We start from the raw sequence: 22121 nt of genomic DNA, 5'->3' as shown, positions 1-22121 counted from the left end.
ATTGAAAGGTGAATGATTTGAAAAAACCGGAACTATTGGCGCCGGCCGGAAACATGGAGAAATTGGAAATAGCCTTTTTATACGGCGCGGACGCCGTATATCTCGCCGGCGAAAAATTCGGCATGCGCGCGCGGGGCGTCAATTTCAACGAAGAGGAATTGGCGCGGGCAGTCGAGCTTGCCCACGTTTTGAAACGCAAAATATATATAACGGTAAATACCATGCCGCGCAACGCGGAACTTGAATATTTGACGGAATATCTCGTTTTCTTGCGCACCGTAAAACCCGACGCTCTGATTGTGTCTGACTTGGGCGTATGGAGGCTTGCCCGTGAACACGCGCCGGATATACCTTTGCATGTCAGCACGCAGGCCAGCGCCGTCAACTGGGCCTGCGCGCAGGAATGGGGGGACAGGGGGGCGGCCAGGGTAGTGCTGGCGCGCGAGCTGTCTTTGGCGGAAATAACGCAAATCCGCCGCAAAGCCGCCGTGGAAATAGAGATATTTGTTCACGGCGCTATGTGCATAGCTTATTCAGGGCGGTGCCTTTTAAGCAGTTACCTAACCGGGCGGGACGCCAACCGCGGCTTGTGCGCGCAGGCTTGCCGCTGGCGTTACGGCGTGTGCGAGGAAAAGCGCCCGGGCGAGTTCTTTCCGCTTTTTGAGGATCAAAGCGGAACCTATGTATTTAATTCCCGCGACCTTTGCCTGCTTGCTTTTCTGCCGCAGTTGATCGAAGCCGGGGTCGACAGCTTCAAAATTGAAGGCCGCATGAAAAGCATACACTATGTGGCAACGGCAGTCAGCGTTTACCGGCAGGCGATCGATTGTTATTTTGAAGCGCCGGGCAGCTTCAAAATAAAAGAAAGTTGGCGGGCGGAGTTGGCAAAAATATCCCATCGCCCCTATACCGAGGGTTTTATCGCGGGCAATCCTTATGAGCGCGCTCAAAAGTACGAAACATCGTCCTGCCGCAAATCGCATGATTTTGTAGGGCTTGTGCGCGGGTTTTCTGACGGGTTTTTATTGATTGAGCAAAGAAATAATCTGCGGCGCGGCGAACGCGTGGAATTATTGCGGCCTGACGGCAGGCTGGCCGCGATGGAAATATCGGAAATGTTTGACCAAACAGGGGCGGCTATTGACGCTGCGGCGCATCCCGGCCAACTTTTTCGCGTTCCCTGCGCTTTGCCGTTCCCCGTAAATTCCCTGCTCAGGCGTGAAATACATGACAGGTGAAAGTTGCGTAATCTGCGCCGCCGCCCCGCGCGACATAACCTGGCTTAACCGCGTAATTGAAGCCTGCGGGCATATCGGCGTTGTCAGTACCCTCGACAAAGGGCGCGGGATCGTAATCATCCGCAGCACGCCGGATATGTTGCCCCAGTTGTGCCTTATACTGAAAAATCTGGATTTTCCGCTCATTTTCCTTGATCGACAGTAGCAATGTGGCGATAAATGTGATAATATTAACAAACGAGCCGTTTTTACGTGAGGAATAATAATGAACAAAAAGGTATTGGTTTTACACGGGCCAAATCTCAACCTGCTGGGCATCAGGGAACCGGAATATTACGGCAGTGTTTCCTTGCATGAAATAAACCGGCTTTTGCGCGAAAAAGCCGCAGAATACGGGCTGGAAATAGAATGTTTCCAATCCAACGGCGAATGTGCGCTTGTAGAAAAAATCCAATCCGCCTATAAAACAGTTGACTGCATAATCATAAACGCGGCCGCTTTCACCCACTATAGCGTAGCGATAAGGGACGCGTTGAAGGCGGTAAACGTACCGGCGATTGAAGTGCATTTGTCCAATATCGATGCCAGGGAAGAATTCCGGCGCCATTCGGTCATTGCCGACATAGTCGCGGGTCGGATAACGGGCTTTGGCAAAAATAGTTATTTGCTGGCCTTGGCAGCCGCAAAAGAGATGATGGGGAACAATGAACAAACATTTGGCAAAAGCGGTTAATTTGCTTGACGAAAGGCAGCTTGATTGCCTTGTTGTAACTAATTTGCGCAATGTGCGCTATTTAAGCGGCTTTTCCGGTTCAGCCGGAATCCTTTTGATCTCTCGCGGCAAAAATCTGCTTTATACTGATTTTCGCTATAAGGAACAGGCCGGGCACCAAACGGAAGGGTTCGCGGTGAAGCTTTATGACGGCGATATCTTTGAGGCTCTCGGCGTGGAAATGTCCGAATACCGGACGGTAGGTTTTGAAGAGAAACATATAACAGTAGAAAACTTTGAACGCATGAAAAAAAGTGTCGCCGGCAAAAGTTGGTTTGCGCTCAATCTTGATGATTTGAGGATGATCAAAGACAGCGACGAGATCGGCATGATTGAAACGGCCGCAAATATTGCCGACAAGGCTTTTGCCCAGCTGCTGCCGCAGCTATGCGTCGGCATGGCGGAAATTGAGGCGGCGGCCCGTTTGGAATTTTACATGCGGCAATTGGGCGCGGACGGGACTTCTTTCAGCACGATCGTCGCTTCCGGCGCGCGATCGTCTTTGCCGCACGGGCAGCCTACGGAAAAAAGACTGGCGGCAGGCGATTTTATAACTTTTGATTTCGGCGCAATATACAAAGGCTATTGTTCCGACATTACCAGGACAGTTATTTTGGGCAAAGCGGACAATCGGCAACGCCTGATATACAATATAGTCCTTTCTGCCCAATTGGCGGCTCTTTCCGCTTTAAAGCCCGGCATCGCCTGCAGCGCGGTAGACGGTGAGGCGAGAACTGCAATAAAAGAAGCCGGCTACGGGGAATATTTCGGGCACAGCACCGGGCACAGCATAGGGCTTGCCATACATGAAGACCCGCGCCTTTCTAAGGTTTGCCATGCCATATTGCGCGCCGGCATGGTGGTCACGGTAGAGCCGGGCATATACATACCATCTTGGGGCGGCGTACGGATCGAAGACATTGCCGTCATAACCGACAGCGGCGCGCGCGTCTTGACCGCTACGGGGAAAGAACTGCTGGAACTTGAAGCGTGAAAAGTATGGGATGCCTCTGGCTTTTGCCGCGTTTTAAGTACCTGGGCGCTTTTGATGTTTCTGGATGCGGTTTTGCCTTTGTTGGGCCGAAAGAAGCACCGGCCAAAGGTGAAGGGCAATTGGGGGCATTAGTCGTTGATTGTGCGTAAAAATAAGTGAAAGGGGTTTTTTAATGCTTTCGACTAACGAATTCAGAACGGGCTCGACGGTTACGATTGATGGCGATGCCTGGCAGGTTGTGGAGTTTCAGCATGTCAAGCCGGGCAAGGGCGCGGCCTTTGTGCGGGCCAAGCTGCGCAACCTGTGTACGGGGGCGGTTGTGGAAAAAACATTTAACGCCGGGGAAAAATTTCCCAAAGCGCATATCGATCGCCGCGAGATGGAATACCTGTACGCGAATGACGGCAATTTTGTGTTTATGGATACGGAGAATTTTGAACAAAGCGAATTGGGCAAAGGCGCATTGGGGAACGCGACTAATTTTCTTAAAGAAAACATGAAAGTAAATGTAATGTTTTATCAAGGCAAAGTTTTGGGCGTTGATCTGCCAAATGTAGTGGAACTGACCGTTGCGGAAACGGATCCCGGCATACGCGGCGACACCGCTACCGGCGGCGTCAAGCCCGCTACGCTGGATACCGGCTATGTGGTAAAGGTGCCGCTTTTCATTGAAGCGGGCGATGTTTTGCGCATAGACACGCGTACGGGCGAATATGTGGAACGGGCGTGAACGGCGCGCTGCGTTCCTGATGCTGGAAACAGGCCGCAAGGCCGTAGTGAGCGATGCATTTTAGCCATATTGCCGTCCTCTTGGCGGCGGGAACAAGCTGGTTTTATTATTAAACCCCGGCGCCTTTTGTGCGGCGCGCTGCATTATTGCCGATCGGAAGGCGGTTTTTGCCGGATGATTTTTACGAACTACAGGGCGTCGAAATAAAGATACCGTTGTTTAAGCACAATAATCCGGCGAAGGGTGTCGGATTTTGTTTTTTCGCCGCAAAATTAATTTTTCCCGCAACTCAAATATCCATAATTTTCTGCGGATAATTGCCAACTTGGTTGCTTTGAGTGAAAACAAAGTTTGTTCGCAGCATCTTATTGCTCCGATAATTAAGTGTTGCGGCAGAGCGAGGAGATAGCTTTTTCAGCCTGTTTGCCGCAAAGCGTGGGGGCGCGGACCCGGCAGGGCCTACGGCAAAGCGAGAGGCGAAAATAGCTGCCAGATGCGCAATGTTTAGCTGCCGGAGCAATAACGCCAGAGTATACCAGCGTCTGTGTGTCTTTCAAATTTAATCATGTTTATGAAAGCAGAAAGAAGGTGTATTATGGCGCTTACGGAACCCATTCGCAACAGCAATGATGTAAAAAAGCTTGTCGGCTACTATTTGGAAAAAGAAGAACCGAGAAATTACGCCCTGATTGTCTTGGGCATATACACCGCCCTCAGAATAAGCGACATATTGAATCTGCGTTGGCGGGACGTGTACGATTTCAACACGGAAAAGTTCTACGAATGTATCACCCTGGTGGAAAAAAAGACCGGAAAGGACAAATGCCTGGCGCTTAATTCCGATGCTTTGCAAGTGTTGAAATACTACCAAAAAAAGGCGAACAACAGTTGGGACAAGGAAGGGTTTTTATTTGTCAGCAAAACCGACGGGCGGGCTATCAGCCGTATCCAAGCATACCGGATCGTAAAAAAGGCCGCCGCGGCGATCGGGCTACCAAACAATATATCCTGCCACTCCCTGCGCAAGACCTTCGGCTACCACGCTTGGAAAAAGCATGTGCCGGTAGCCGTAATCATGGACATTTACAATCATACCTCCCTGTCGGTTACCCGCCGCTATCTCGGGGTCTGCCAGGACGATCGGAATGATGTGTACAAAAGCATGTCCTTTTTTGACTAAAAACAAATTGCCCGGTTAAATTCGACTGCAGGCACATTTCAGCCGCTTATAAAATAAAATGGTCAAACTTTGGCGGGTTTGCGGCCGGCTGTGGCTTCCTGCCCGCTATGGACGGGCAGGAAAGCCTGCGGGGTAGGCCTGTCGCGTTGTCTGACGAATTACGGGCGAAGGGGTGAATTTATGTACAAAGACTATGGCGCGTTGCTGGAGAAAAAATGCTGGGCAGTAGCCGGGGTATCGGAAAACAAAGAAAATTTCGCCGGCAAAATATACTTTGCCTTAAAAGACTCCGGCCATACGGTATACGCAATAAACCCACGGCTGGAAAAGTTTTTTGGCCAACCTTGCTATCCTTCCATATCTGCCTTGCCTGTACTGCCGGAAGTCATAGGCGTGGTTGTAAGGCCGCAGATCGGGATCGGCCTCATGGAGGAAGCCGCGCGTTTAGGCGTGCGGTATATATGGCTGCAGCCCGGCGCTAACTCGCCGGAAGCGATCAGCCGGGGCGAAGGGCTTGGCCTGACGGTTGTCGCGGATGCCTGTGTCCTGGCTGAACTGGCAAAAAAGCGTTGGGGTTAAGGCCCTGCCATGTATATCGACGAAAGCGCGTTGTCGCGGGTCAAGCAAGCAATCGCCGCCTTTGGCGATTTAGAAATAATCGAATTTGACGCCGATACCAGTACGGCGGAATTGGCCGCGCGGGCACTGGGGGTGGAGGCGGGGCAAATAGCGAAATCGCTTTGCTTTGTCGGCGACGGGGAACCCTTTTTAGTAATAGCGGCGGGGGATCGCAAGATAGATACCCGAAAACTTTCCCGGCAATTAGGGAAAAAAAAGGTAAAATTTGCCGATGCTTTTACGGTCGCGGACGCCACGGGCTTTAGTCCTGGCGGGGTATGCCCCTTTGCCTTAAAGACGCCGTTAGCGGTTTATCTTGACGAGAGCCTTTTTCAGCACGCCGTAGTCTATGCCGCCGCCGGCACGGCTAATACCGCCCTTCCGGTAGCGCCCGGGCGCTTGCGGGATATTACTGGCGCCGGGACAGTTGACGCGGCTTATCGGTAATTATATGGCGCCGGCAATAGCACCATAATTATGATATTGCTTTGCCAATTAAACATTGCGCATTTATGGGAAGCAATTGATCGACCATGCAAAAAATGCGCAATGTTTAATCGGTATTGCAATATACATGAGCAGCAAAAAAAGATCGTGAGGAAAAGACGCAAGCGGCACGGCAGCCAAACTTGCTCGGGCGCAAAGGCGCTTGGGGCGGCAGCGCGGGGACAATCGGCGGTTAAAATATGGTGCGTTGCAATATGGTCTTTCATATACTGCCGACACTATATAGGACTAAAGGTTCATTTTTCTGCGCGAACACATGTTCGCATATATATTTTATATACAATATATTCTGACAGGTTTTTTCAGCAGTACAACATATTGTGCCGAATTGATATTAGGACGGGAACAATCAATATAAATTCCTCTTTTTGCTAAAGAGGAATTTATATTTTTGTGTGGATTTTTTTATTAAAGTGGTATAAAGTGGAATAAAGTGGAAAGATAAAGCAACAACAGGATGGCTTGAAAAAAATCTTGCGCTGCCAAGCGCAAACAAAAGCACCGATTCCAAAATTTTGGCGTTTTTACGCAAATGTTGCGCAAAGGAGGCGGGAAAAATGTTTATGGGCGAATATCAGCACAGCATAGACGCTAAGGGCCGTATAAGCTTTCCCGCCAAATTTCGCGAACAACTCGGGCAGGCTTTTGTGGCGACCAAAGGACAAGACGGCTGCTTGTTCATCTTTTCCACCGGCGAGTGGCGGGCGCTGGAGGCGAAATTGGAACAATTGCCGACCAGCAGCAAGCATGCCCGCGCGGTAAGCAGATTTTTCTTTTCCGGCGCGACCGAATTGGAGTGCGATAAATTAGGCAGAGTGCTTTTGCCGGCTAAATTGCGCGAACATGCGGGCCTTTGCAAAGAAGCGACGGTGATCGGCGCCGGTCGGCGCGTTGAGATTTGGGACAGCGGGCGCTGGGACGAATACAACGAAAAGTCGCGCGAAACCGTTGACGGCATAGAAGAAGAGCTGACCGGCCTTGGAATATGACGTGCCGGAAAAATATTATTTTCATGAAAGCGTATTGCTTAAAGAAACAATCAGCCAGATCCTGAACGATCCGGACGGCGTATATGTTGATTGCACGGTCGGCGGCGGCGGCCATGCGGCCGCTTTGGCGGAAAAGTTAAATAAAAATGCCTTTTTGATTGGCATAGATCAGGACGAGGACGCCTTGGCGGCGGCAAAACGGCGCTTGTCCGGCGCAAACTGCCGGACGGTTCTAATAAAGGCAAATTTTCGCGCTTTGATTGACGTGTTGGACAAATTGTCGGTCAAAAAAATAAACGGGGCCATGTTTGATTTGGGAGTATCATCTTGGCAGCTGGACAATCCTGAACGCGGATTTTCCTATATGCGCGATGGCCCGTTAGACATGAGGATGGATAAAAACGCGGAATTGACCGCGCAAACAATAATCAACTGCTGGCCGGAACAAAAACTGTCTTACATTATAAAAGCGTATGGCGAAGAACGCTGGGCTGCCCGCATAGCGGAATTTATCGCGAAAGAACGCGCGGCTAAACAATTTGCGACTACTTTGGAACTGGCGGAAACAATCAAAAGGGCAATACCCAAAAGCGCGCGCCGGGACGGGCCGCATCCGGCTAAACGCACCTTCCAGGCTATCCGCATCGCGCTCAACGCTGAACTGAATGTTTTGGCGGCAGCGCTTGAAGCCGCGATTGACAGATTGGACGCACGTGGCCGCTTGGCGGTTATAACCTTCCATTCACTTGAAGACCGTATAGCGAAACGGACGATTGCCCAGTTTGCCCGCGACTGTGTATGCCCGCCGGGGTTGCCTGTGTGCGCGTGCGGACACCGCGCGTCATTAAAAGACGTCGTATCCGTTAAGCCCGGGCGGGAGGAGACAAGCGAAAATCCGCGCGCGCGCAGCGCCCGGCTGCGCGGGGCGACAAAAATATAAACATGAAAATGGGAAGTGTTTGTATGCTGGCAAGAAAAAAGACAAATTACGACGAGTATGATTATTTTGCGGCGGCAAACGAGCGATATACGCACGGCGCAGCGGATGAAGATTTTATTCAGGAACCATCCGTACGCGTACGGTGCAATACTGTTTTGCGCAGGCAGGTAGCGTTGATGGTAATGACGACGTTGCTGTTTGCGTTTTACATGGTTATGCGCAGCGACGTTTTTATTCAAGATGGCTATGAACTTACAAAATTGAAAAAGCAGGAAGTGGAGCTAACCAAAAAAATTGACTATTTGCAAGTTACCCTCGCCAAAGCCAAAGCGCCGGACAGAATAACCGTTTTGGCGGAAAAGCTCGGCATGGCGGCGGCCAATCGCAATATGTACGTTAAGGCCGGCGATGGCCGCCCTGACCGAGAGGCGAAAAAAACGGAAAAAAATAAATTGCCGGCGGCCAAATTATGATAGAATGTCTTGACGCCTTAATTTATTGTTGAACCAACCAGATCTCTCGCGCCGCCTATGGATGCGGCGGGCGGCAAAGCGTTGCCCGATCTGGGGGACACTCGGAAAAAACCGGGCGACGAGGGGGGAGAACGGCTTGACGGGATTGACTTTGAGTCAAATTTTGTCCAAACTCGAAATTTATGAGCTGCATGGCCCTTCCGATCTTTTTATCCGGGGAATTGCCGACGATTCGCGCAAAAGCGTTCCGGGCGGACTGTTTATTTGCCTTGCCGGCGAAAGAACCAGCGGTTATGACTATATTGACCAAGTATGCGACAAAGGGGCAACGGCGCTTCTTGTCGATCGCCCGGGCGTTTCCGCGCCCGGGGGCGTAACGGTAATAACTGTGCCGGACGCCCGGGAAGCGATGAAAAAAATTGCGCCCTATTTTTACGGTTATCCCGCTTTAGACATGAAACTATACGGCGTTACCGGCACCAACGGCAAGACTACCGTAACTTATATGCTAAAACGCATTGCCGACGCCTGGGGGAAAAAAAGCGGCGTGATCGGGACAATAGACACGGTTATCGGCGAACGCCGCATACCGTCCCGCAACACTACGCCGGACGTTATGGAACTGCAATCTTTACTTTCCGCCATGCGGGAAGAAAAAGTGGAATATGCCTTTATGGAAGTTTCTTCACACGCGCTGGCGCTTGGCCGCATAGCGGGCTGTGAATTTGACTTGGCGCTATTGACCAATGTTACGCAGGACCATCTTGACTTTCACAAAAATTTCGCCGCTTACATAGAAGCCAAGACACTCCTTTTCTCCGGGCTTGCGCATAACGGGCGCAAAGCCGGGCAGGCCGTGATCAACCGTGAGGACAAAAACGCCGACATTTTCCTGGGCGCGATTAAAGTGCCCGTTCTTTGTTATGGTTTTTCCCCGGAAAATGACGTTTACCCCAAGCGGCAGGAACTCTCGGCAAAAGGCATGAAACTTTTGCTGGCGACGCCCGCCGGAGAACTGCCGCTGTCTCTTGCGACCACCGGCCATTTTAATGTTTCTAACGTAATGGCGGCGGTTACGGCGGCTTTAGCCGGCGGCGCGCCGCCGGAAAAGGTAGTCGCCGGGCTTGACGGATTTAAAGGGGTCGCTGGGCGGTTTGAACTGGTGGAAGCCGGGCAGCCCTTCACGGTCATTGTCGATTACGCCCACACGCCGGACGGATTGGAAAACATATTGAAAAGCGCGCGCCGGATAACCGATGGACAATTGATAACGGTATTTGGCTGCGGCGGCAACCGCGACAAGGCCAAACGGCCGCTTATGGGGAAAATAGCTTCGGAAATTTCGGATTTTGTTTACATAACGTCTGACAACCCGCGCAAAGAAGAACCGGAAGCAATAATTGGCGACATCATGGCCGGCGTTGAGAAAACCGGCCGCTGCCGGCTGATAACCGAGCGCGCGGCCGCGATAGAAACCGCGCTGGAAAGCGCGAAAGACGGCGATGTTGTGGTTGTCGCGGGCAAAGGGCATGAGACATATCAAATATTGGGCGATCGCGTCATAGATTTTGACGATCGTATTGTCGCCGGGGACTTTCTGCGGAGGATGCGCCAATGCTCAAAATAAGCGAACTTTGCCAAGCTACGGGCGGCGCGACTGCGTGGCCGTATGAAGACGCGCAATTGCCGGAGGTGGTAACGGACAGCCGTTTGGTAAGCCCCGGCGTTGCCTTTGTGGCCATTGTGGGGCAAAAATTCGATGGACATGATTTTTGCGCCGTTGCGGCAAAGAACGGAGCCAAGGCGATAGTGGCGGCGAAACCGCCCTTCCCGCCGCCAGAAAACGCGGCGCTGATAATGGTGAAAGACACATTGGCGGCCTATCAGGAAATAGCGGCTTTTTACCGTAACAAGTTTGCATTGCCGATAATCGCAGTAACAGGCTCCGTAGGCAAGACTACCACTAAAGACCTTATTGCCGCTGCCTTGGGCGATAGTTGTAAAGTGCTCAAAAGCCAGGCGAATTTCAATAACGAGATAGGTTTGCCGGCTACGCTTTTAAAGCTGACCGCCGAACATAAAGCCGCCGTTGTGGAACTGGGCATGCGCGGCGCCGGGCAGATAAGGCAATTGGCAAAGATCGCCAAACCGGCAATCGGCGTGGTAACCAATGTCGGCAATGCCCACATAGAACTTTTGGGGTCGGTTGAAAATATCGCCGCCGCCAAGCAGGAATTGATCGAAGAGCTTGATGCCGGCGCAGTAGCGGTGCTAAACGCCGACGACCATTATGTTTCGCTTATGGGCGCGGCGGCGAAAGGACGGACGGTGACGGTTGGCTTTGGCGACAAGGCCGAAATAAGGGCGGTAAACATCCTTCAGCATGAACGCGGTCTTTCCTTTACTTGCCAGGATGGGCTAAGCGGCGTTGAGTACCAAGTGAATACGGCCTTGTTGGGGCGGCATAATGTTTACAACATGCTGTGCGCCATCGCGGCGGCTACCCTGCTGGGCGTTAAACGTGAGGACATGCTGGCCGGGCTGTCCGAACCCGTGATTACAAAAATGCGGCAAAACATACAAAAAGCCGGTGGGATTACCATCATTGACGATACCTACAATGCCAGTCCCGCTTCAATGAAAGCGTCTTTGGAGCTTTTGCGCACTTTGCCGGGCAAACGCCGGGTAGCGGTACTGGGCGACATGCTGGAACTCGGCGCTCTTTCCGGCGCGGAACACGAAAACATCGGCCGCCTTGCCGCACGAAACGGCATCGACTTTCTGATAACCATCGGCGAAAAATCGCATCGCGTAGCGCGAGAAGCCGGACGGCTCGGCGTACCCAACTGGCATTTCCAATCCAGTTTCCTGGCCGCAGACATAATAAAAAGGCTCATAAAACCCGGCGATACCGTCCTCTTCAAAGCATCGCGCGGCATAAAGTTGGATGAACTCTTGGCGGTGATGAAAAAATATTGGTCGCGGCCGGAAAACGAGACATGATGAATAGCTTTTTGGCGGCGGAATTTTCAGCCTTCGTTGTATCTGCCGCGAGCGCCGTTTTGGTCATACCCTTTTTGCGCCGGTTAAAATTCGGCCAGAGCATAAGGGAATACGGCCCGCGGGAACATTTGAAAAAGGCGGGCACGCCGACTATGGGCGGGCTGATAATATTGCCTGGGGTGATTTTGCCCGCGCTGCTCCTGGGCAAGCCGGACGCGGATGTTTTTCTGGCGATGCTTTTGTTTGTCGGTTCCGCCGCGATCGGTTTTGCCGACGATTATATAAAAGTGGCGTTAAAACGCAATCTCGGCCTGACCGCCAAACAAAAACTGCTGGCGCAGGCGCTGCTGGCGGTGGTTTTTCTTCTTTGCGCCGACAGCGGCGGGATGCCGGGCAAGATATACGTTCCCTTCTGGGGAGCGCTGGCGCTGCCCAGTGTTTTCTATGCTATGCTGGTTATCCTGCTCTTTGTCGGCACTCTCAACGCAGTAAATCTGACCGATGGGTTAGACGGGCTCGCGGCCGGCGCGACCGTCCCGGTGGCGGCGGCATACGCGGCTATCTGCTTCCTCGCGCGCCAGGAATCTCTCGGCGTTTTCGCTATGGCTTTGGGCGGCGCGTGCGCCGGCTTTTTGCTCTTTAACTTTAATCCGGCCAAAATATTTATGGGCGATACCGGCTCTATGGCTTTAGGCGGCGCGGTGGCGGCTCTGGCGCTGCTGACCGGGACGGAGTTTCTGCTGATCGTAGTCGGCGGGCTTTATGTCGTCGAAGCCCTTTCGGTCATCATCCAAGTAGCCGTTTTTAAATCATCGGGCAAGCGCGTTTTTCGCATGAGCCCTTTGCACCACCATTTTGAGCTTGTCGGCTGGCCGGAGCGCAAAGTAGTTGTGAACTTTTGGTTGTTGAGCGCGGCTTGCGCCTTTTCCGGATTGCTCATATACATTTATGGATAACAAGTAAGGGGGCGGCGTAATTGTTCTCGGGGAAAAAAGCCTTTGTTTTCGGCGCCGGCATAAGCGGGGTCGGCGCGGCCAAAACCCTCGCTTTTGAGGAAGCGGGCGTTACCCTTTATGACGAAAAAGGTATTGACCTTGCCGATGAAGATAAAAACTTTTTACTGCAAAACGGCGCTGTTTTGACAAACCAAGCGCCGGCGGCGGATTTTTATAATTCATTTGACGTTATGGTACTTTCGCCGGGGATTTCCATCAACCACCCGCTGGCGCAAAAAGCGCAAAGCAACGGAGTGGAAGTTATCGGGGAAGTAGAACTGGCTTACCGGGTAACTAAAGGCAAAATCATCGCCATTACTGGCACCAACGGCAAAACCACCACGGCGACGATAGTCGCGCAAATGGTCAAAAGCCTTTCCATGCCGAGCTATCTGGGCGGCAACATCGGGCAGTCGCTCTCTTGGGCGGCCAGGAAACTGAAAGACAAAAAGGGTCTATTGGTGGCGGAAATATCCAGCTTTCAACTGGAAAGCACGAAAACCTTCCGTCCGCATATAGCGGCCATACTCAACATAACGCCGGATCATCTGGACAGGCATGGCGATTTCGCCGGATATGCGGCGGCAAAAGCGCTGCTTTTCGCCAATCAGACTAAAAACGATTACCTTATTTTGAACCATGACGACGAACAACTGCGTCTTTTCGCTCAAAAAACCAAGTCACGGGTGTGTTTTTTCAGCGGGCGGGACGTCCTGCCGGAAGGGTGTTTTGTCCGGGACGGCGATATAGTAATTAACTGGCGCGGCCGGGAAAACAAAATATGCCGGGTGGACGAGATGAAAATATTTGGCCGGCACAATGTGGAAAACGCGCTGGCCGCCTGTGCCGCAGCGCGTTTCGCGAACGTGGGCGTTGCGGCCATGAGGCGGATCCTGCTTAATTTCGAGGGGGTGGAGCATCGGATTGAATATACGGCGACGATTGAGGGCGTGAAATATTACAACGACTCCAAAGCGACCAACCCGGAATCTGCGATCAAAGCGCTGGAAGCTTTCGCGGACGGCCAGGTGATTCTCATAGCCGGCGGCTATGACAAAATGACCGATCTGACCGAATTCATGCGGTTGGCAAAACAAAAAACCTCCCTGCTCATTTTATTGGGCAAAGCCCGGGAACGCTTTTACGAAGCCGCCCTGCGGGCGGGAATTAAAAACATAATTATAGCCGCGTCTTTTGAAGAAGCTGTGCTGAAAGCGCACGGACAGGCCGAAGAAAAACAGGTGGTTTTACTGTCGCCCGCCTGCGCGTCTTACGACATGTTCAAAAACTTCGAGGAACGCGGGCGCTATTTCAAGGAACTGGTAAGAAAATTACAGTAATTGCGGAGGCAACATGCGCGTTATAATTTCAGGAGGCGGGACAGGCGGACATATTTACCCGGCGCTGGCGATTGCCGAACAGCTGAGAGAAAGCGCTTCCCAAATCAGGATATTTTTTGTCGGCAGCAAAGATGGTTTGGAAAATTCCATTTTGGCAAATTATGACTATGAATTTTTGCCGATTGAAGTCAGCGGGTTTAGCCGCAAACTGTCCGGGGAAACCGTGCGTTCGGTCCGCAGGGCTTTGACCGGGCTCAGGCAGGCGTGGAAGATAATAAAGAAAATAAAACCCGCGATTGTCATAGGCACAGGCGGCTATGTATGCGGTCCGGTAGTTCTGGCGGCCTGGCTGTCGGGCGTAAAGACCTGCATTCAGGAACAGAACGCCGTGCCGGGCGTAACCAACAGGATATTATCCAATTTCGCCAATAAGATATTTCTCGGCAACCCGGCTGCCGGCAAATATTTTGCGCGTAAAAAGAGCGTTTCCGTTACCGGCAACCCGATTCGTTCCGACATCATAACCGTAGACCGCCATAGCGCCCAAAAAAAACTCGGGCTGAACCAGGGAATAACTACCATACTCGTATCAGGCGGCAGCCGAGGCGCGATGAGCATCAACAACGCCATGCTGAACGTACACGAAAGACTTTGCCGGTGCCCGGACGTGCAAGTGTTGCACATCACCGGGGAGAGCGGTTACGAAAGCGTTGTCGCTGAACTGTCGCAAAGCGCGCGGGAAGCGAAGAACATCAAAATCGTCCCTTACATGGACGAAATGCCTTTGGCGCTGGCGGCGGCTGATTTGGCGGTATTCAGGGCCGGCGCGCTCGGCATGTCGGAACTGGCTGCCCGCGGAATACCCTCTATTCTGATACCTTATCCATACGCGACCGATAACCATCAAGAATGCAACGCCAGGTCTTTTGAACGGGAGAACGCGGCTATCCTGGTGCGCGACCGGGAACTGACCGGAGACAGCCTTTACAGCCTTATAGACATTCTGCTTAAAGATAAAAACCGCCTTTCCGGCATGGCGGACGCCGTAAAGAAATTAGGCAGGCCGGACGCGGCGAAAAAGATCGCCGCCGACATACTGACAATGATCGCGGCCGGATAGTCATGGCGATCGGCGCTAAAAACGCGAATAAGGGATTTTTATGTTTGAGAAAATAAAAAAATGGCATTTCATTGGCATCGGCGGGGTAGGCATGAGCGCCATCGCCTCTGTGCTTAACAAATCGGGATTTGAAATCTCCGGTTCCGATGCGGTCGAAAGCGCGCTGACCAGAAGGTTGGCGGCGGACGGCGTCAAAATATACATTGGGCATGCCTGTGGGCAGATCGATAGTTGCGATGCGGTAGTTTTATCCAGCGCGATCAAAAGAACAAATCCCGAAGCGATAGAAGCCGTAGAGCGCGGCATCCCAATACTTCACCGGTCGGACGTCCTGGCTGCTTTGTTAAATGGCCGCTATGGCGTAACCGTGGCCGGCGCCCACGGCAAAACCACGACCACCGCCCTGCTTTCCCATGTCGCTATACAAGCCGGATTGGACCCGACCGTCTTGGTCGGCGGCGAAGTGGATTCGCTTGGCGGCAACGCCCGCTATGGCACAGGGCAATATCTAATCGCCGAAGCGGACGAAAGCGACGGTTCCTTTTTGAAATTTTTCCCTCACCTTTCGATTGTTACCAATATTGAAAACGATCATATGGACTATTACCGGAGCATGGATAAAATGAAAGCGGCCTTTACGCAATTTATCGCGCAGACGGCGCCGAAAGGCGCAGCCGTGCTTTGCTTTGACGATGCCCTTTTGCGGCTTGCCGCCGGGGAAACCGGCTGCGAAGTTATTTCCTACGGCATCACGGAAGAAGCCGATTATCAGGCGAAAAACATATCTTGCGGCGTGGGCGGCTCTGCCTATGACCTTTATTTTCAGGGAAAATTTTTGCGTGAGTTAAAGCTGCTCATCCCGGGGCGGCACAACATTCTCAATTCCTTGGCCGTCATCGCCGCGGCGCGGTTCCTGGGCATTGGCATCGAGCGGATAGCGCCGGCGTTGGCCTCGTTTCGCGGCGTAAAAAGAAGGTTTGAAATAAAAGGGGAAATCGGCGGCATAACGGTTGTCGATGATTACGCCCATCATCCGAGCGAGATAAAAAGTACCTTGGCGGCGGCGGCGCAAAAGAAACCTTCCCGTTTGATCGGCGTTTTTCAGCCGCACCGTTATACGCGCACAAAACTTCTCAAAGAAGAATTCGGGCAGGCTTTCGCTTTATGCGACCAACTTGTTTTGACGGACATATACGCCGCCGGCGAAGAACCGATTGCGCAAATAAACGCACATACACTAATTGCCGAGATAAATAAAAACGGCCGAGGCGGCACCGTATATCAACCGAATATGGCCGCCGTGGCTATCTATCTGGAAAACATCGTCCAGCCCGGCGATTTGGTTGTTACTTTGGGGGCGGGGGACATATACAAGGCGGGTGAACTCCTGCTCTCGCGCCTTAAAAAGCAATGGCCTCAATCCGCCGCGCCAGAGGCGGATTGAGGCAGGGAGAGACAATGGCGTGTCAACCTATGAACGAATACAAAAAAAGCGAAAAGAAAACAGAAACAACATATTTAAAAAAATCCTTGTTTTCCTCGCGGGCGCTTTGTTTTTGGTTTGCGGCTATATTTTGCTGCGCCAGCCTTGGTTTTCTTTCGGCGCTGTTTATATTACCGGCGCAGAAAAAATCCGCCGGGAAGAGATTCTGTTCCTGACCGGATTGAAAGAGCCGGCAAACTTATTCATTATTGACTGCAATCTAATCCGTCAGTCGCTGATAAACGACCTGAGAATAAAAAATGCCCTTGTCAGGTATGAATTGCCCTATGTACTGCATATTGACATAGAAGAAAAGAAACCTGTTTTTTACGTGGCCAGCTCCTACGGGTACGTAGCTCTTGACGCGCAGGGCTTGGTCATCGGCGCCGCCGGGAACATCAAAGACGGCGCCGCGCCGGTGCTTTCCGGCGTAAACATTGGCAACGGGTTTGTCGGCGATCAAATAAACAAAGACGAAATCGCGCAAATGCTTGCTTTTCTTAACATGCTCGATCAAAACGTCCTAAACAACATAGCGGAAATAAACATCTCCGGCACAGGCAAAGTAAAAATATTTGACTTGCCCGGCCGCTGGTACATCATGGGCGGGATCGGGGAATTGGGGCAAAAAGCCAAATCATTTTCCGCCATGATAAAAGAGTTTGCAAAAAAAAATCCGGCCGTTGAATTTGCGGACTTGTCATATAACAAACCATATATTAAGATAAAAAGATAAAGTCTGCCGAAGGAAAAAACGGAGGGATAACAAACGATGTACGCCGGCAAGCAATCAAAGCTTGTTGTGGTTCTCATATCATGCATCCTCGGGTTTATGATTGCCACGCAATTAAAATCGGTGGCGAACATAAAAGCCGCCGCCTTGCCCTATCAAAGAGTGGAAGATCTGACAGAGCAGCTTAAACGCATGGAAAAGGAACGCACGGATATTCTGTTGGAACTGGAAAAACTCAGGATGAAGACCAGCGACGAAGTATACGTGAAAGAACTGCGGCGGCTGAACATGTATGCCGGCATATTGCCGATGCGTGGGCCCGGGGTGTCGGTAACCATTGACGACAGCAAAGTGCAGTCCAAACCCGGCGACAATCCCAACCTTTACCTTATCCACGATGACGACCTGTTGAAGGTAGTGAATGAACTCAAGGCGGCCGGCGCGGAAGCGCTGTCCATCAACGGGCAGAGAATAATAGCCACATCGGAAATACGCTGCGCCGGGCCTACCGTATCAGTCAACAATGTCAGATCCGCGCCGCCTTACGTCATAAAGGCGATAGGCGATCCGCAGACGTTGGACGCTTCCTTAAAAATGCGCGGCGGCGTTGTGGAAACTCTCAAATTTTGGGGCATCCAAGTACAGACGGCCATTGAGAAAGACCTTAACGTCCCAGGTTATAACGGCGCTTTTACCTTTGATTACGCAAAACCGGCGGAAGAAGGCAAAGAAAAATGATATTTCCCGTGGCTGGCCTGCTGGCCGGATTGGCGCTAGGGTGGATATTGCCGGTCAACGTGCCGGTAGAATACTCCAAATACATGTCGGTCGCGTTGATGGCCGGCCTGGATTCCGTATTCGGCGGGATGCGCTCGACTTTTGAACGCAAATACGACAACGCGGTTTTTATAACAGGTTTTTTTACCAACAGCTTGCTGGCGGTTGGCATAAGTTACATAGGCGAAAAATTATCCATTGATTTGTACTTTGTGGCCATTCTCGCCTTTGGCCTTAGAATATTCCAAAACCTTGCCATATGCCGCCGACATATTCTGCGAAAATGAAAAAGTGGTTTGGGAGCAAAAACACAGCATATATTTTATGTACATAACACATACAAGAGTTTATCCAATGACGCAAAAGGAGGGTACTTAGATGCCGATAGAAATGGAACCGGGAGGAATAAACCCGTTGGTCAATATAAAGGTAGTGGGGGTAGGCGGCGGCGGCAACAATGCCGTCAACCATATGATCACGGCCGAAGTCGGCGGGGTGCAGTTCATATCGATAAACACGGACGAACAAATTTTGGCGACATCGTCGCATGCCCCGGTGCGCATCCCCATCGGGATGAAATTGACCAAAGGGCGCGGCGCGGGGGGCGACCCCACGATCGGCGCCAAAGCTGCGGAAGAAAGCCGCGAGCAGATTTTAGAAGCATTACAAGGCGCGGAAATGGTTTTCATAACCGCCGGCATGGGCGGCGGCACCGGTACCGGCGCCGCGCCGATCATCGCCGAGTGCGCCAAGGAAATAGGCGCCTTGACCGTGGCCATTGTAACCAAACCATTCCCTTTCGAGCTCAGACACCGCATGAACCAAGCCGAAGCCGGCATCGCCAAAATCAAGGAAAAGGTCGATGCCCTGATCGTCATTCCCAACGAACGGCTGCTGAAAATGGTCGACAGAAGGACGCCGCTGAAAGAATCTTTTCGCATTGCCGATGATATTTTGCGCCAGGGCGTGCAGGGACTGACCGATCTCATAGCGATGCCCGGACTTGTAAATCTGGACTTTGCCGACGCCAAGTCGATCATGGCCAACGCCGGCTCCGCCCTCATGGGCATTGGCACCGCCCACGGCGAAGGGGCGGCCGTAGCCGCCGCCGAAGCCGCGATCAAAAGTCCGCTGTTGGAAACATCCATTGAAGGCGCGAGCGGGGTGTTGCTTAGCATTATCGGCGGCAAGAACCTCGGCCTGCATGATATCAACGATGCCTCGGCAATCATTACCAACACCGCCGATGCATCGGCCAACGTAATATTCGGCGCGGCGATTGACGATGCGCTTGACGACGAAATACGGGTAACGGTCATCGCAACAGGCTTTGAACAAAGGCCGACAGACCATCGCAAGCTTGTTTCCCCGGCGCCGCCTACGCTTGAAAACGCCCCCCGCGATCGCGGCGCGCGGCCTCCTTTTGAACTCCCCGTTTGGGTGAGCAGACCGCGTAACTCTTAACGGCAGATGTTTATTCGCTTGAATTGAATTTAATAAAAACCGAAACAAAACAAAAAGGCCTTGTCGCGCGGTGGATATAATCTCCCGCTAATGGCGCATTGATCAATATCAAAGACGCGCAAGGAGGGTACTTAGATGCCGATAGAAATGGAACCGGGAGAAATAAACCCGTTGGTCAATATAAAGGTAGTGGGGGTAGGCGGCGGCGGCAACAACGCCGTCAACCACATGGTCACGGCCGAAGTCGGCGGCGCGCAGTTTGTATCAATAGACACGGACGAACAAATTTTGTTGGCCTCGGCGCATGCCCCGGTGCGCATCCCTATCGGGGCAAAATTGACCCAAGGGCGCGGCGCGGGGGGAAACCCTGATATTGGCACCAAAGCTGCGGAGGAAAGCCGAGGGCAGATCTTAGAAGCATTACAAGGCGCGGAAATGGTATTCATAATCGCCGGCATGGGCGGCGGCACCGGTACCGGCGCCGCGCCGGTCGTCGCCGAGTGCGCCAAGGAAATAGGCGCCCTGACCATGGCCATTGTAACCAAGCCATTTTCCTTTGAGCGCAGACAGCGCATGAACCAAGCCGAAGCCGGCATCGCCAAAATCAAGGAAAAAGTCGATGCCCTGATCGTCATTTCCCATGACCGGCTGCTGCAAATGGCCGACAGAAGGACGACGCCGAAAGAATCTTTTCGCATTGCCGACGATATTTTGCGCCAGGGCGTGCAGGCACTGACCGATACCATAGCGATGCTTGGATTGATAAATTTGGACTTTGCCGATGCCAAGTCGATCATGGAAAAATCCGGCACCGCCTTCATGGGCATCGGCACCGCCTGCGGCGAAGGGGCGGCTGTGGCCGCCGCCGAAGCCGCGATCAAAAGCCAGTTGCTGGAAATGTCCATTGAAGGCGCGAGCGGAGTTCTGCTTAACATTACCGGCGGCAAGAACCTCAGCCTTAATGACGTCAGCGAAGCATCGGAGGTCATTGCCAGCGCCGCCGATAAGTCGGCCAACGTAGTATTCGGCGCGGTGATTGACGATACGCTTGACGATGAAATACGGGTAACGGTCATCGCGACAGGCTTTGAACAAAGGACGACCCAACAGTAGAGCCATTGACAATAGAATGGTTTTTCTGATTGTGCCTTGCATAATGATAGAACATATTTATTCTGCTATTTGTTTTTTATCTTGTGATGTTATTCATAAAAGTTACGCTTGCATTATGGCGCGTAATATTTTATAATTAGCACACGAATTGACCATTTGCCAATAACTTAAAACGGCAATGACAAGGACATGATTTTGCGTCAGCTCTCCGCAGAGAGCCGCTGTTCGTTGCAAGGCGGCGTGAGCGCGCGACTGTTACCGCCTTGGAGCCTTGGGAGCGAAGATTGTCAGTAGTTCCTAACGGCCGTCACCGTTATTGACGCTTGAGCGGGCTTTTATTTTAAAGCCAACAAGGGTGGAACCGCGTGGATATGCCCCGTCCCTTTTTCGGAGACGGGGTTTTGTATGTTTATTGCTTGATTTAACCTGTCCAAAGCATTTAATGCCGGTTCCCGGATAGGGCGTGTTTGAAAAATCCATTGCGGCCTCTTTGCGGCGGAATTTCCGCTCTGCTGCGTCAGCGTAGCCTCTGAAGCTTCCTTTGGTACGCGGCGGCGTTTTCTTGTATAACGAAAAATTATCTTGGGAATATGCCAAACGCAAGTCTTTAAACACGTCCTGAAATTGTGGCATATTTGTGGCTGATTTAACATACTGTTTTGCGCCGTGCGGGGCGGCAATTGGCCCATAAACCGCAGCAATGTTTTAACCGGCGAACAGTATGAAACGGGGAAATTGTTCTTTTGGAGGTTTTGTGTTATGGAAAGAGACAAGATAAAAATTCGAGACTGTCAAGATCCCGGCGCTGCGCTGGAAGTGGAAAAAGGGTTGACCGTGCTGGAAATTGCGGCGCTGAAAAACTCCCGGCTTGCCAAGCGCGTTTTGGCGGCCAAAGCAAACGGCAATAACATCGATCTCAACGAAAAAATCGAGCAGGACTGCGTTATCCAATTCTTCACGGACGACGATGACGAAGGGCTTTTCGCTTTGCGGCATACGGCGGCGCATATCATGGCGCAAGCGGTCAAGCGGCTTTTTCCCGCGACCAAGCTGGCTATCGGGCCTGCGATCAACAATGGGTTTTATTATGATTTTGACAGCGAACATGTTTTTACGCCCGATGATTTGGCGCTCATTGAAAAAGAAATGGCCGCTATAGTAAAAGCGGCTTATCCTCTCCGGCGCGAAGTCATGGAACGCGGCGCGGCGCTCGCTATGTTCGCCCAAATGGGCGAAACGTACAAACTGGAGATAATAAATCAATTAGCGCCGGAAGAAAGAATAAGCGTGTACAGACAGGGTGAATTCACCGACTTGTGCGCCGGCCCGCATGTTCCCACTACGGGCGCGGCAAAAGCTTTCAAGCTGCAAAGCATTGCCGGCGCTTACTGGCGGGGCGATGAGAAAAACAAGATGCTGCAGAGAATTTACGGCACGGCTTTCGCTGAAAAGGGTAAATTGGACAACTATTTGCGTATGCTGGAAGAAGCCGCTCGGCGCGACCACCGAAAACTCGGGCGCGAACTTGATCTGTTCAGCTTGCAGGACGAGGGTCCGGGGTTTCCCTTTTTTCACCCCAACGGCATAGTTATCAGAAACCAGATCGAGGCTATTTCCCGCCTATTTCATTTTGAATTCGGCTATGACGAGAT

At 52.0% G+C, this 22121-nt stretch carries 23 protein-coding genes and 1 other annotated feature; all 23 genes read left to right on the top strand.

The annotated features are described in order from the left end of the window. Positions 1–8 precede the first annotated feature (8 nt). Complete coding sequence (locus LBO03_06565) at positions 9–1238, top strand: U32 family peptidase (GenBank protein MDR3349249.1); 1230 nt, start codon at positions 9–11, stop codon at positions 1236–1238. Further along, positions 1228–1443: a DUF4911 domain-containing protein gene (locus tag LBO03_06560; GenBank protein MDR3349248.1), complete on the top strand. Its 216-nt coding sequence runs from the start codon at positions 1228–1230 to the stop codon at positions 1441–1443. Before LBO03_06565 ends, LBO03_06560 begins: the two co-directional genes overlap by 11 nt. A gap of 60 nt (positions 1444–1503) precedes the next feature. After that, complete coding sequence (gene aroQ / locus LBO03_06555; protein MDR3349247.1) at positions 1504–1971, top strand: type II 3-dehydroquinate dehydratase; 468 nt, start codon at positions 1504–1506, stop codon at positions 1969–1971. Continuing rightward, positions 1943–3004, top strand: coding sequence for an aminopeptidase P family protein (locus tag LBO03_06550; protein ID MDR3349246.1), 1062 nt, complete (start codon positions 1943–1945; stop codon positions 3002–3004). Before aroQ ends, LBO03_06550 begins: the two co-directional genes overlap by 29 nt. A gap of 172 nt (positions 3005–3176) precedes the next feature. Next, complete coding sequence (gene efp, locus LBO03_06545) at positions 3177–3734, top strand: elongation factor P (GenBank protein MDR3349245.1); 558 nt, start codon at positions 3177–3179, stop codon at positions 3732–3734. Positions 3735–4329: 595 nt separating this feature from the next. Continuing rightward, positions 4330–4914, top strand: coding sequence for a tyrosine-type recombinase/integrase (locus LBO03_06540; protein ID MDR3349244.1), 585 nt, complete (start codon positions 4330–4332; stop codon positions 4912–4914). Between the two features lie 180 nt (positions 4915–5094). After that, positions 5095–5493: a CoA-binding protein gene (locus LBO03_06535; GenBank protein MDR3349243.1), complete on the top strand. Its 399-nt coding sequence runs from the start codon at positions 5095–5097 to the stop codon at positions 5491–5493. A 9-nt stretch (positions 5494–5502) separates the two neighbouring features. Continuing rightward, on the top strand, positions 5503–5979 hold the full coding sequence (locus LBO03_06530) for a YbaK/EbsC family protein (GenBank protein MDR3349242.1): 477 nt from the start codon (positions 5503–5505) through the stop codon (positions 5977–5979). Positions 5980–6596: 617 nt separating this feature from the next. Further along, a complete protein-coding gene (gene mraZ, locus LBO03_06525; GenBank protein MDR3349241.1) occupies positions 6597–7028 on the top strand; it encodes a division/cell wall cluster transcriptional repressor MraZ in 432 nt (143 codons plus the stop codon). Further along, the gene (rsmH, locus tag LBO03_06520; GenBank protein MDR3349240.1) at positions 7018–7968 is read left to right on the top strand and encodes a 16S rRNA (cytosine(1402)-N(4))-methyltransferase RsmH; all 951 of its coding nucleotides are present in this window, start codon (positions 7018–7020) and stop codon (positions 7966–7968) included. Before mraZ ends, rsmH begins: the two co-directional genes overlap by 11 nt. A gap of 23 nt (positions 7969–7991) precedes the next feature. Continuing rightward, positions 7992–8441 carry a hypothetical protein gene (locus tag LBO03_06515; protein MDR3349239.1) on the top strand — a complete coding sequence of 150 codons (450 nt, stop codon included), beginning with the start codon at positions 7992–7994 and terminating at the stop codon, positions 8439–8441. A 136-nt stretch (positions 8442–8577) separates the two neighbouring features. After that, positions 8578–10068 (top strand): UDP-N-acetylmuramoyl-L-alanyl-D-glutamate--2,6-diaminopimelate ligase, encoded by a 1491-nt coding sequence (locus LBO03_06510; GenBank protein ID MDR3349238.1) that lies wholly within the window; start codon positions 8578–8580, stop codon positions 10066–10068. Then, positions 10056–11444 (top strand): UDP-N-acetylmuramoyl-tripeptide--D-alanyl-D-alanine ligase, encoded by a 1389-nt coding sequence (locus LBO03_06505; protein MDR3349237.1) that lies wholly within the window; start codon positions 10056–10058, stop codon positions 11442–11444. Before LBO03_06510 ends, LBO03_06505 begins: the two co-directional genes overlap by 13 nt. Then, the gene (mraY, locus tag LBO03_06500) at positions 11441–12400 is read left to right on the top strand and encodes a phospho-N-acetylmuramoyl-pentapeptide-transferase (GenBank protein MDR3349236.1); all 960 of its coding nucleotides are present in this window, start codon (positions 11441–11443) and stop codon (positions 12398–12400) included. The genes LBO03_06505 and mraY overlap by 4 nt, the downstream gene beginning before the upstream one ends. 20 nt (positions 12401–12420) lie before the next feature. Beyond that, positions 12421–13779 carry a UDP-N-acetylmuramoyl-L-alanine--D-glutamate ligase gene (gene murD, locus LBO03_06495; protein MDR3349235.1) on the top strand — a complete coding sequence of 453 codons (1359 nt, stop codon included), beginning with the start codon at positions 12421–12423 and terminating at the stop codon, positions 13777–13779. Between the two features lie 13 nt (positions 13780–13792). Further along, positions 13793–14899, top strand: coding sequence for an undecaprenyldiphospho-muramoylpentapeptide beta-N-acetylglucosaminyltransferase (gene murG, locus LBO03_06490; protein ID MDR3349234.1), 1107 nt, complete (start codon positions 13793–13795; stop codon positions 14897–14899). 40 nt (positions 14900–14939) lie between these two features. Next, entirely contained in the window at positions 14940–16343 is a 1404-nt protein-coding gene (gene murC / locus LBO03_06485) for a UDP-N-acetylmuramate--L-alanine ligase (protein ID MDR3349233.1), read from the top strand. Between the two features lie 19 nt (positions 16344–16362). After that, positions 16363–17118, top strand: coding sequence for an FtsQ-type POTRA domain-containing protein (locus LBO03_06480; protein ID MDR3349232.1), 756 nt, complete (start codon positions 16363–16365; stop codon positions 17116–17118). A 36-nt stretch (positions 17119–17154) separates the two neighbouring features. Next, positions 17155–17853 carry a DUF881 domain-containing protein gene (locus LBO03_06475; GenBank protein ID MDR3349231.1) on the top strand — a complete coding sequence of 233 codons (699 nt, stop codon included), beginning with the start codon at positions 17155–17157 and terminating at the stop codon, positions 17851–17853. Then, the gene (locus tag LBO03_06470; protein MDR3349230.1) at positions 17850–18179 is read left to right on the top strand and encodes a small basic family protein; all 330 of its coding nucleotides are present in this window, start codon (positions 17850–17852) and stop codon (positions 18177–18179) included. The genes LBO03_06475 and LBO03_06470 overlap by 4 nt, the downstream gene beginning before the upstream one ends. A gap of 91 nt (positions 18180–18270) precedes the next feature. Further along, positions 18271–19356 (top strand): cell division protein FtsZ, encoded by a 1086-nt coding sequence (gene ftsZ, locus LBO03_06465; GenBank protein MDR3349229.1) that lies wholly within the window; start codon positions 18271–18273, stop codon positions 19354–19356. A gap of 135 nt (positions 19357–19491) precedes the next feature. Beyond that, the gene (ftsZ, locus tag LBO03_06460; GenBank protein ID MDR3349228.1) at positions 19492–20469 is read left to right on the top strand and encodes a cell division protein FtsZ; all 978 of its coding nucleotides are present in this window, start codon (positions 19492–19494) and stop codon (positions 20467–20469) included. A gap of 169 nt (positions 20470–20638) precedes the next feature. Continuing rightward, positions 20639–20856 (top strand) — a binding site (T-box leader). Positions 20857–21228: 372 nt separating this feature from the next. Further along, positions 21229–22121: TGS domain-containing protein (locus LBO03_06455; GenBank protein MDR3349227.1), on the top strand; the 893-nt coding region annotated here is incomplete at its 3' end.

It is taken from the genome of Acidaminococcales bacterium (assembly GCA_031290885.1).
Classification (GTDB): domain Bacteria; phylum Bacillota; class Negativicutes; order Acidaminococcales; family JAISLQ01; genus JAISLQ01.
This window is presented reverse-complemented; position numbering and strand designations above follow the sequence as displayed.

What these genes read in the sequence shown, in the direction of transcription:
- mraY (MDR3349236.1), top strand. Translation starts at nt 11,441, where the DNA reads ATGATGAATAGCTTTTTGGCGGCGGAATTTTCAGCCTTCGTTGTATCT.
- LBO03_06470 (MDR3349230.1), top strand. Translation starts at nt 17,850, where the DNA reads ATGATATTTCCCGTGGCTGGCCTGCTGGCCGGATTGGCGCTAGGGTGG.
- LBO03_06540 (MDR3349244.1), top strand. Translation starts at nt 4,330, where the DNA reads ATGGCGCTTACGGAACCCATTCGCAACAGCAATGATGTAAAAAAGCTT.
- LBO03_06535 (MDR3349243.1), top strand. Translation starts at nt 5,095, where the DNA reads ATGTACAAAGACTATGGCGCGTTGCTGGAGAAAAAATGCTGGGCAGTA.
- LBO03_06515 (MDR3349239.1), top strand. Translation starts at nt 7,992, where the DNA reads ATGCTGGCAAGAAAAAAGACAAATTACGACGAGTATGATTATTTTGCG.
- ftsZ (MDR3349228.1), top strand. Translation starts at nt 19,492, where the DNA reads ATGCCGATAGAAATGGAACCGGGAGAAATAAACCCGTTGGTCAATATA.
- murC (MDR3349233.1), top strand. Translation starts at nt 14,940, where the DNA reads ATGTTTGAGAAAATAAAAAAATGGCATTTCATTGGCATCGGCGGGGTA.
- LBO03_06505 (MDR3349237.1), top strand. Translation starts at nt 10,056, where the DNA reads ATGCTCAAAATAAGCGAACTTTGCCAAGCTACGGGCGGCGCGACTGCG.
- LBO03_06560 (MDR3349248.1), top strand. Translation starts at nt 1,228, where the DNA reads ATGACAGGTGAAAGTTGCGTAATCTGCGCCGCCGCCCCGCGCGACATA.
- murG (MDR3349234.1), top strand. Translation starts at nt 13,793, where the DNA reads ATGCGCGTTATAATTTCAGGAGGCGGGACAGGCGGACATATTTACCCG.
- mraZ (MDR3349241.1), top strand. Translation starts at nt 6,597, where the DNA reads ATGTTTATGGGCGAATATCAGCACAGCATAGACGCTAAGGGCCGTATA.
- LBO03_06550 (MDR3349246.1), top strand. Translation starts at nt 1,943, where the DNA reads ATGAACAAACATTTGGCAAAAGCGGTTAATTTGCTTGACGAAAGGCAG.
- aroQ (MDR3349247.1), top strand. Translation starts at nt 1,504, where the DNA reads ATGAACAAAAAGGTATTGGTTTTACACGGGCCAAATCTCAACCTGCTG.
- efp (MDR3349245.1), top strand. Translation starts at nt 3,177, where the DNA reads ATGCTTTCGACTAACGAATTCAGAACGGGCTCGACGGTTACGATTGAT.
- ftsZ (MDR3349229.1), top strand. Translation starts at nt 18,271, where the DNA reads ATGCCGATAGAAATGGAACCGGGAGGAATAAACCCGTTGGTCAATATA.
- LBO03_06475 (MDR3349231.1), top strand. Translation starts at nt 17,155, where the DNA reads ATGTACGCCGGCAAGCAATCAAAGCTTGTTGTGGTTCTCATATCATGC.
- LBO03_06530 (MDR3349242.1), top strand. Translation starts at nt 5,503, where the DNA reads ATGTATATCGACGAAAGCGCGTTGTCGCGGGTCAAGCAAGCAATCGCC.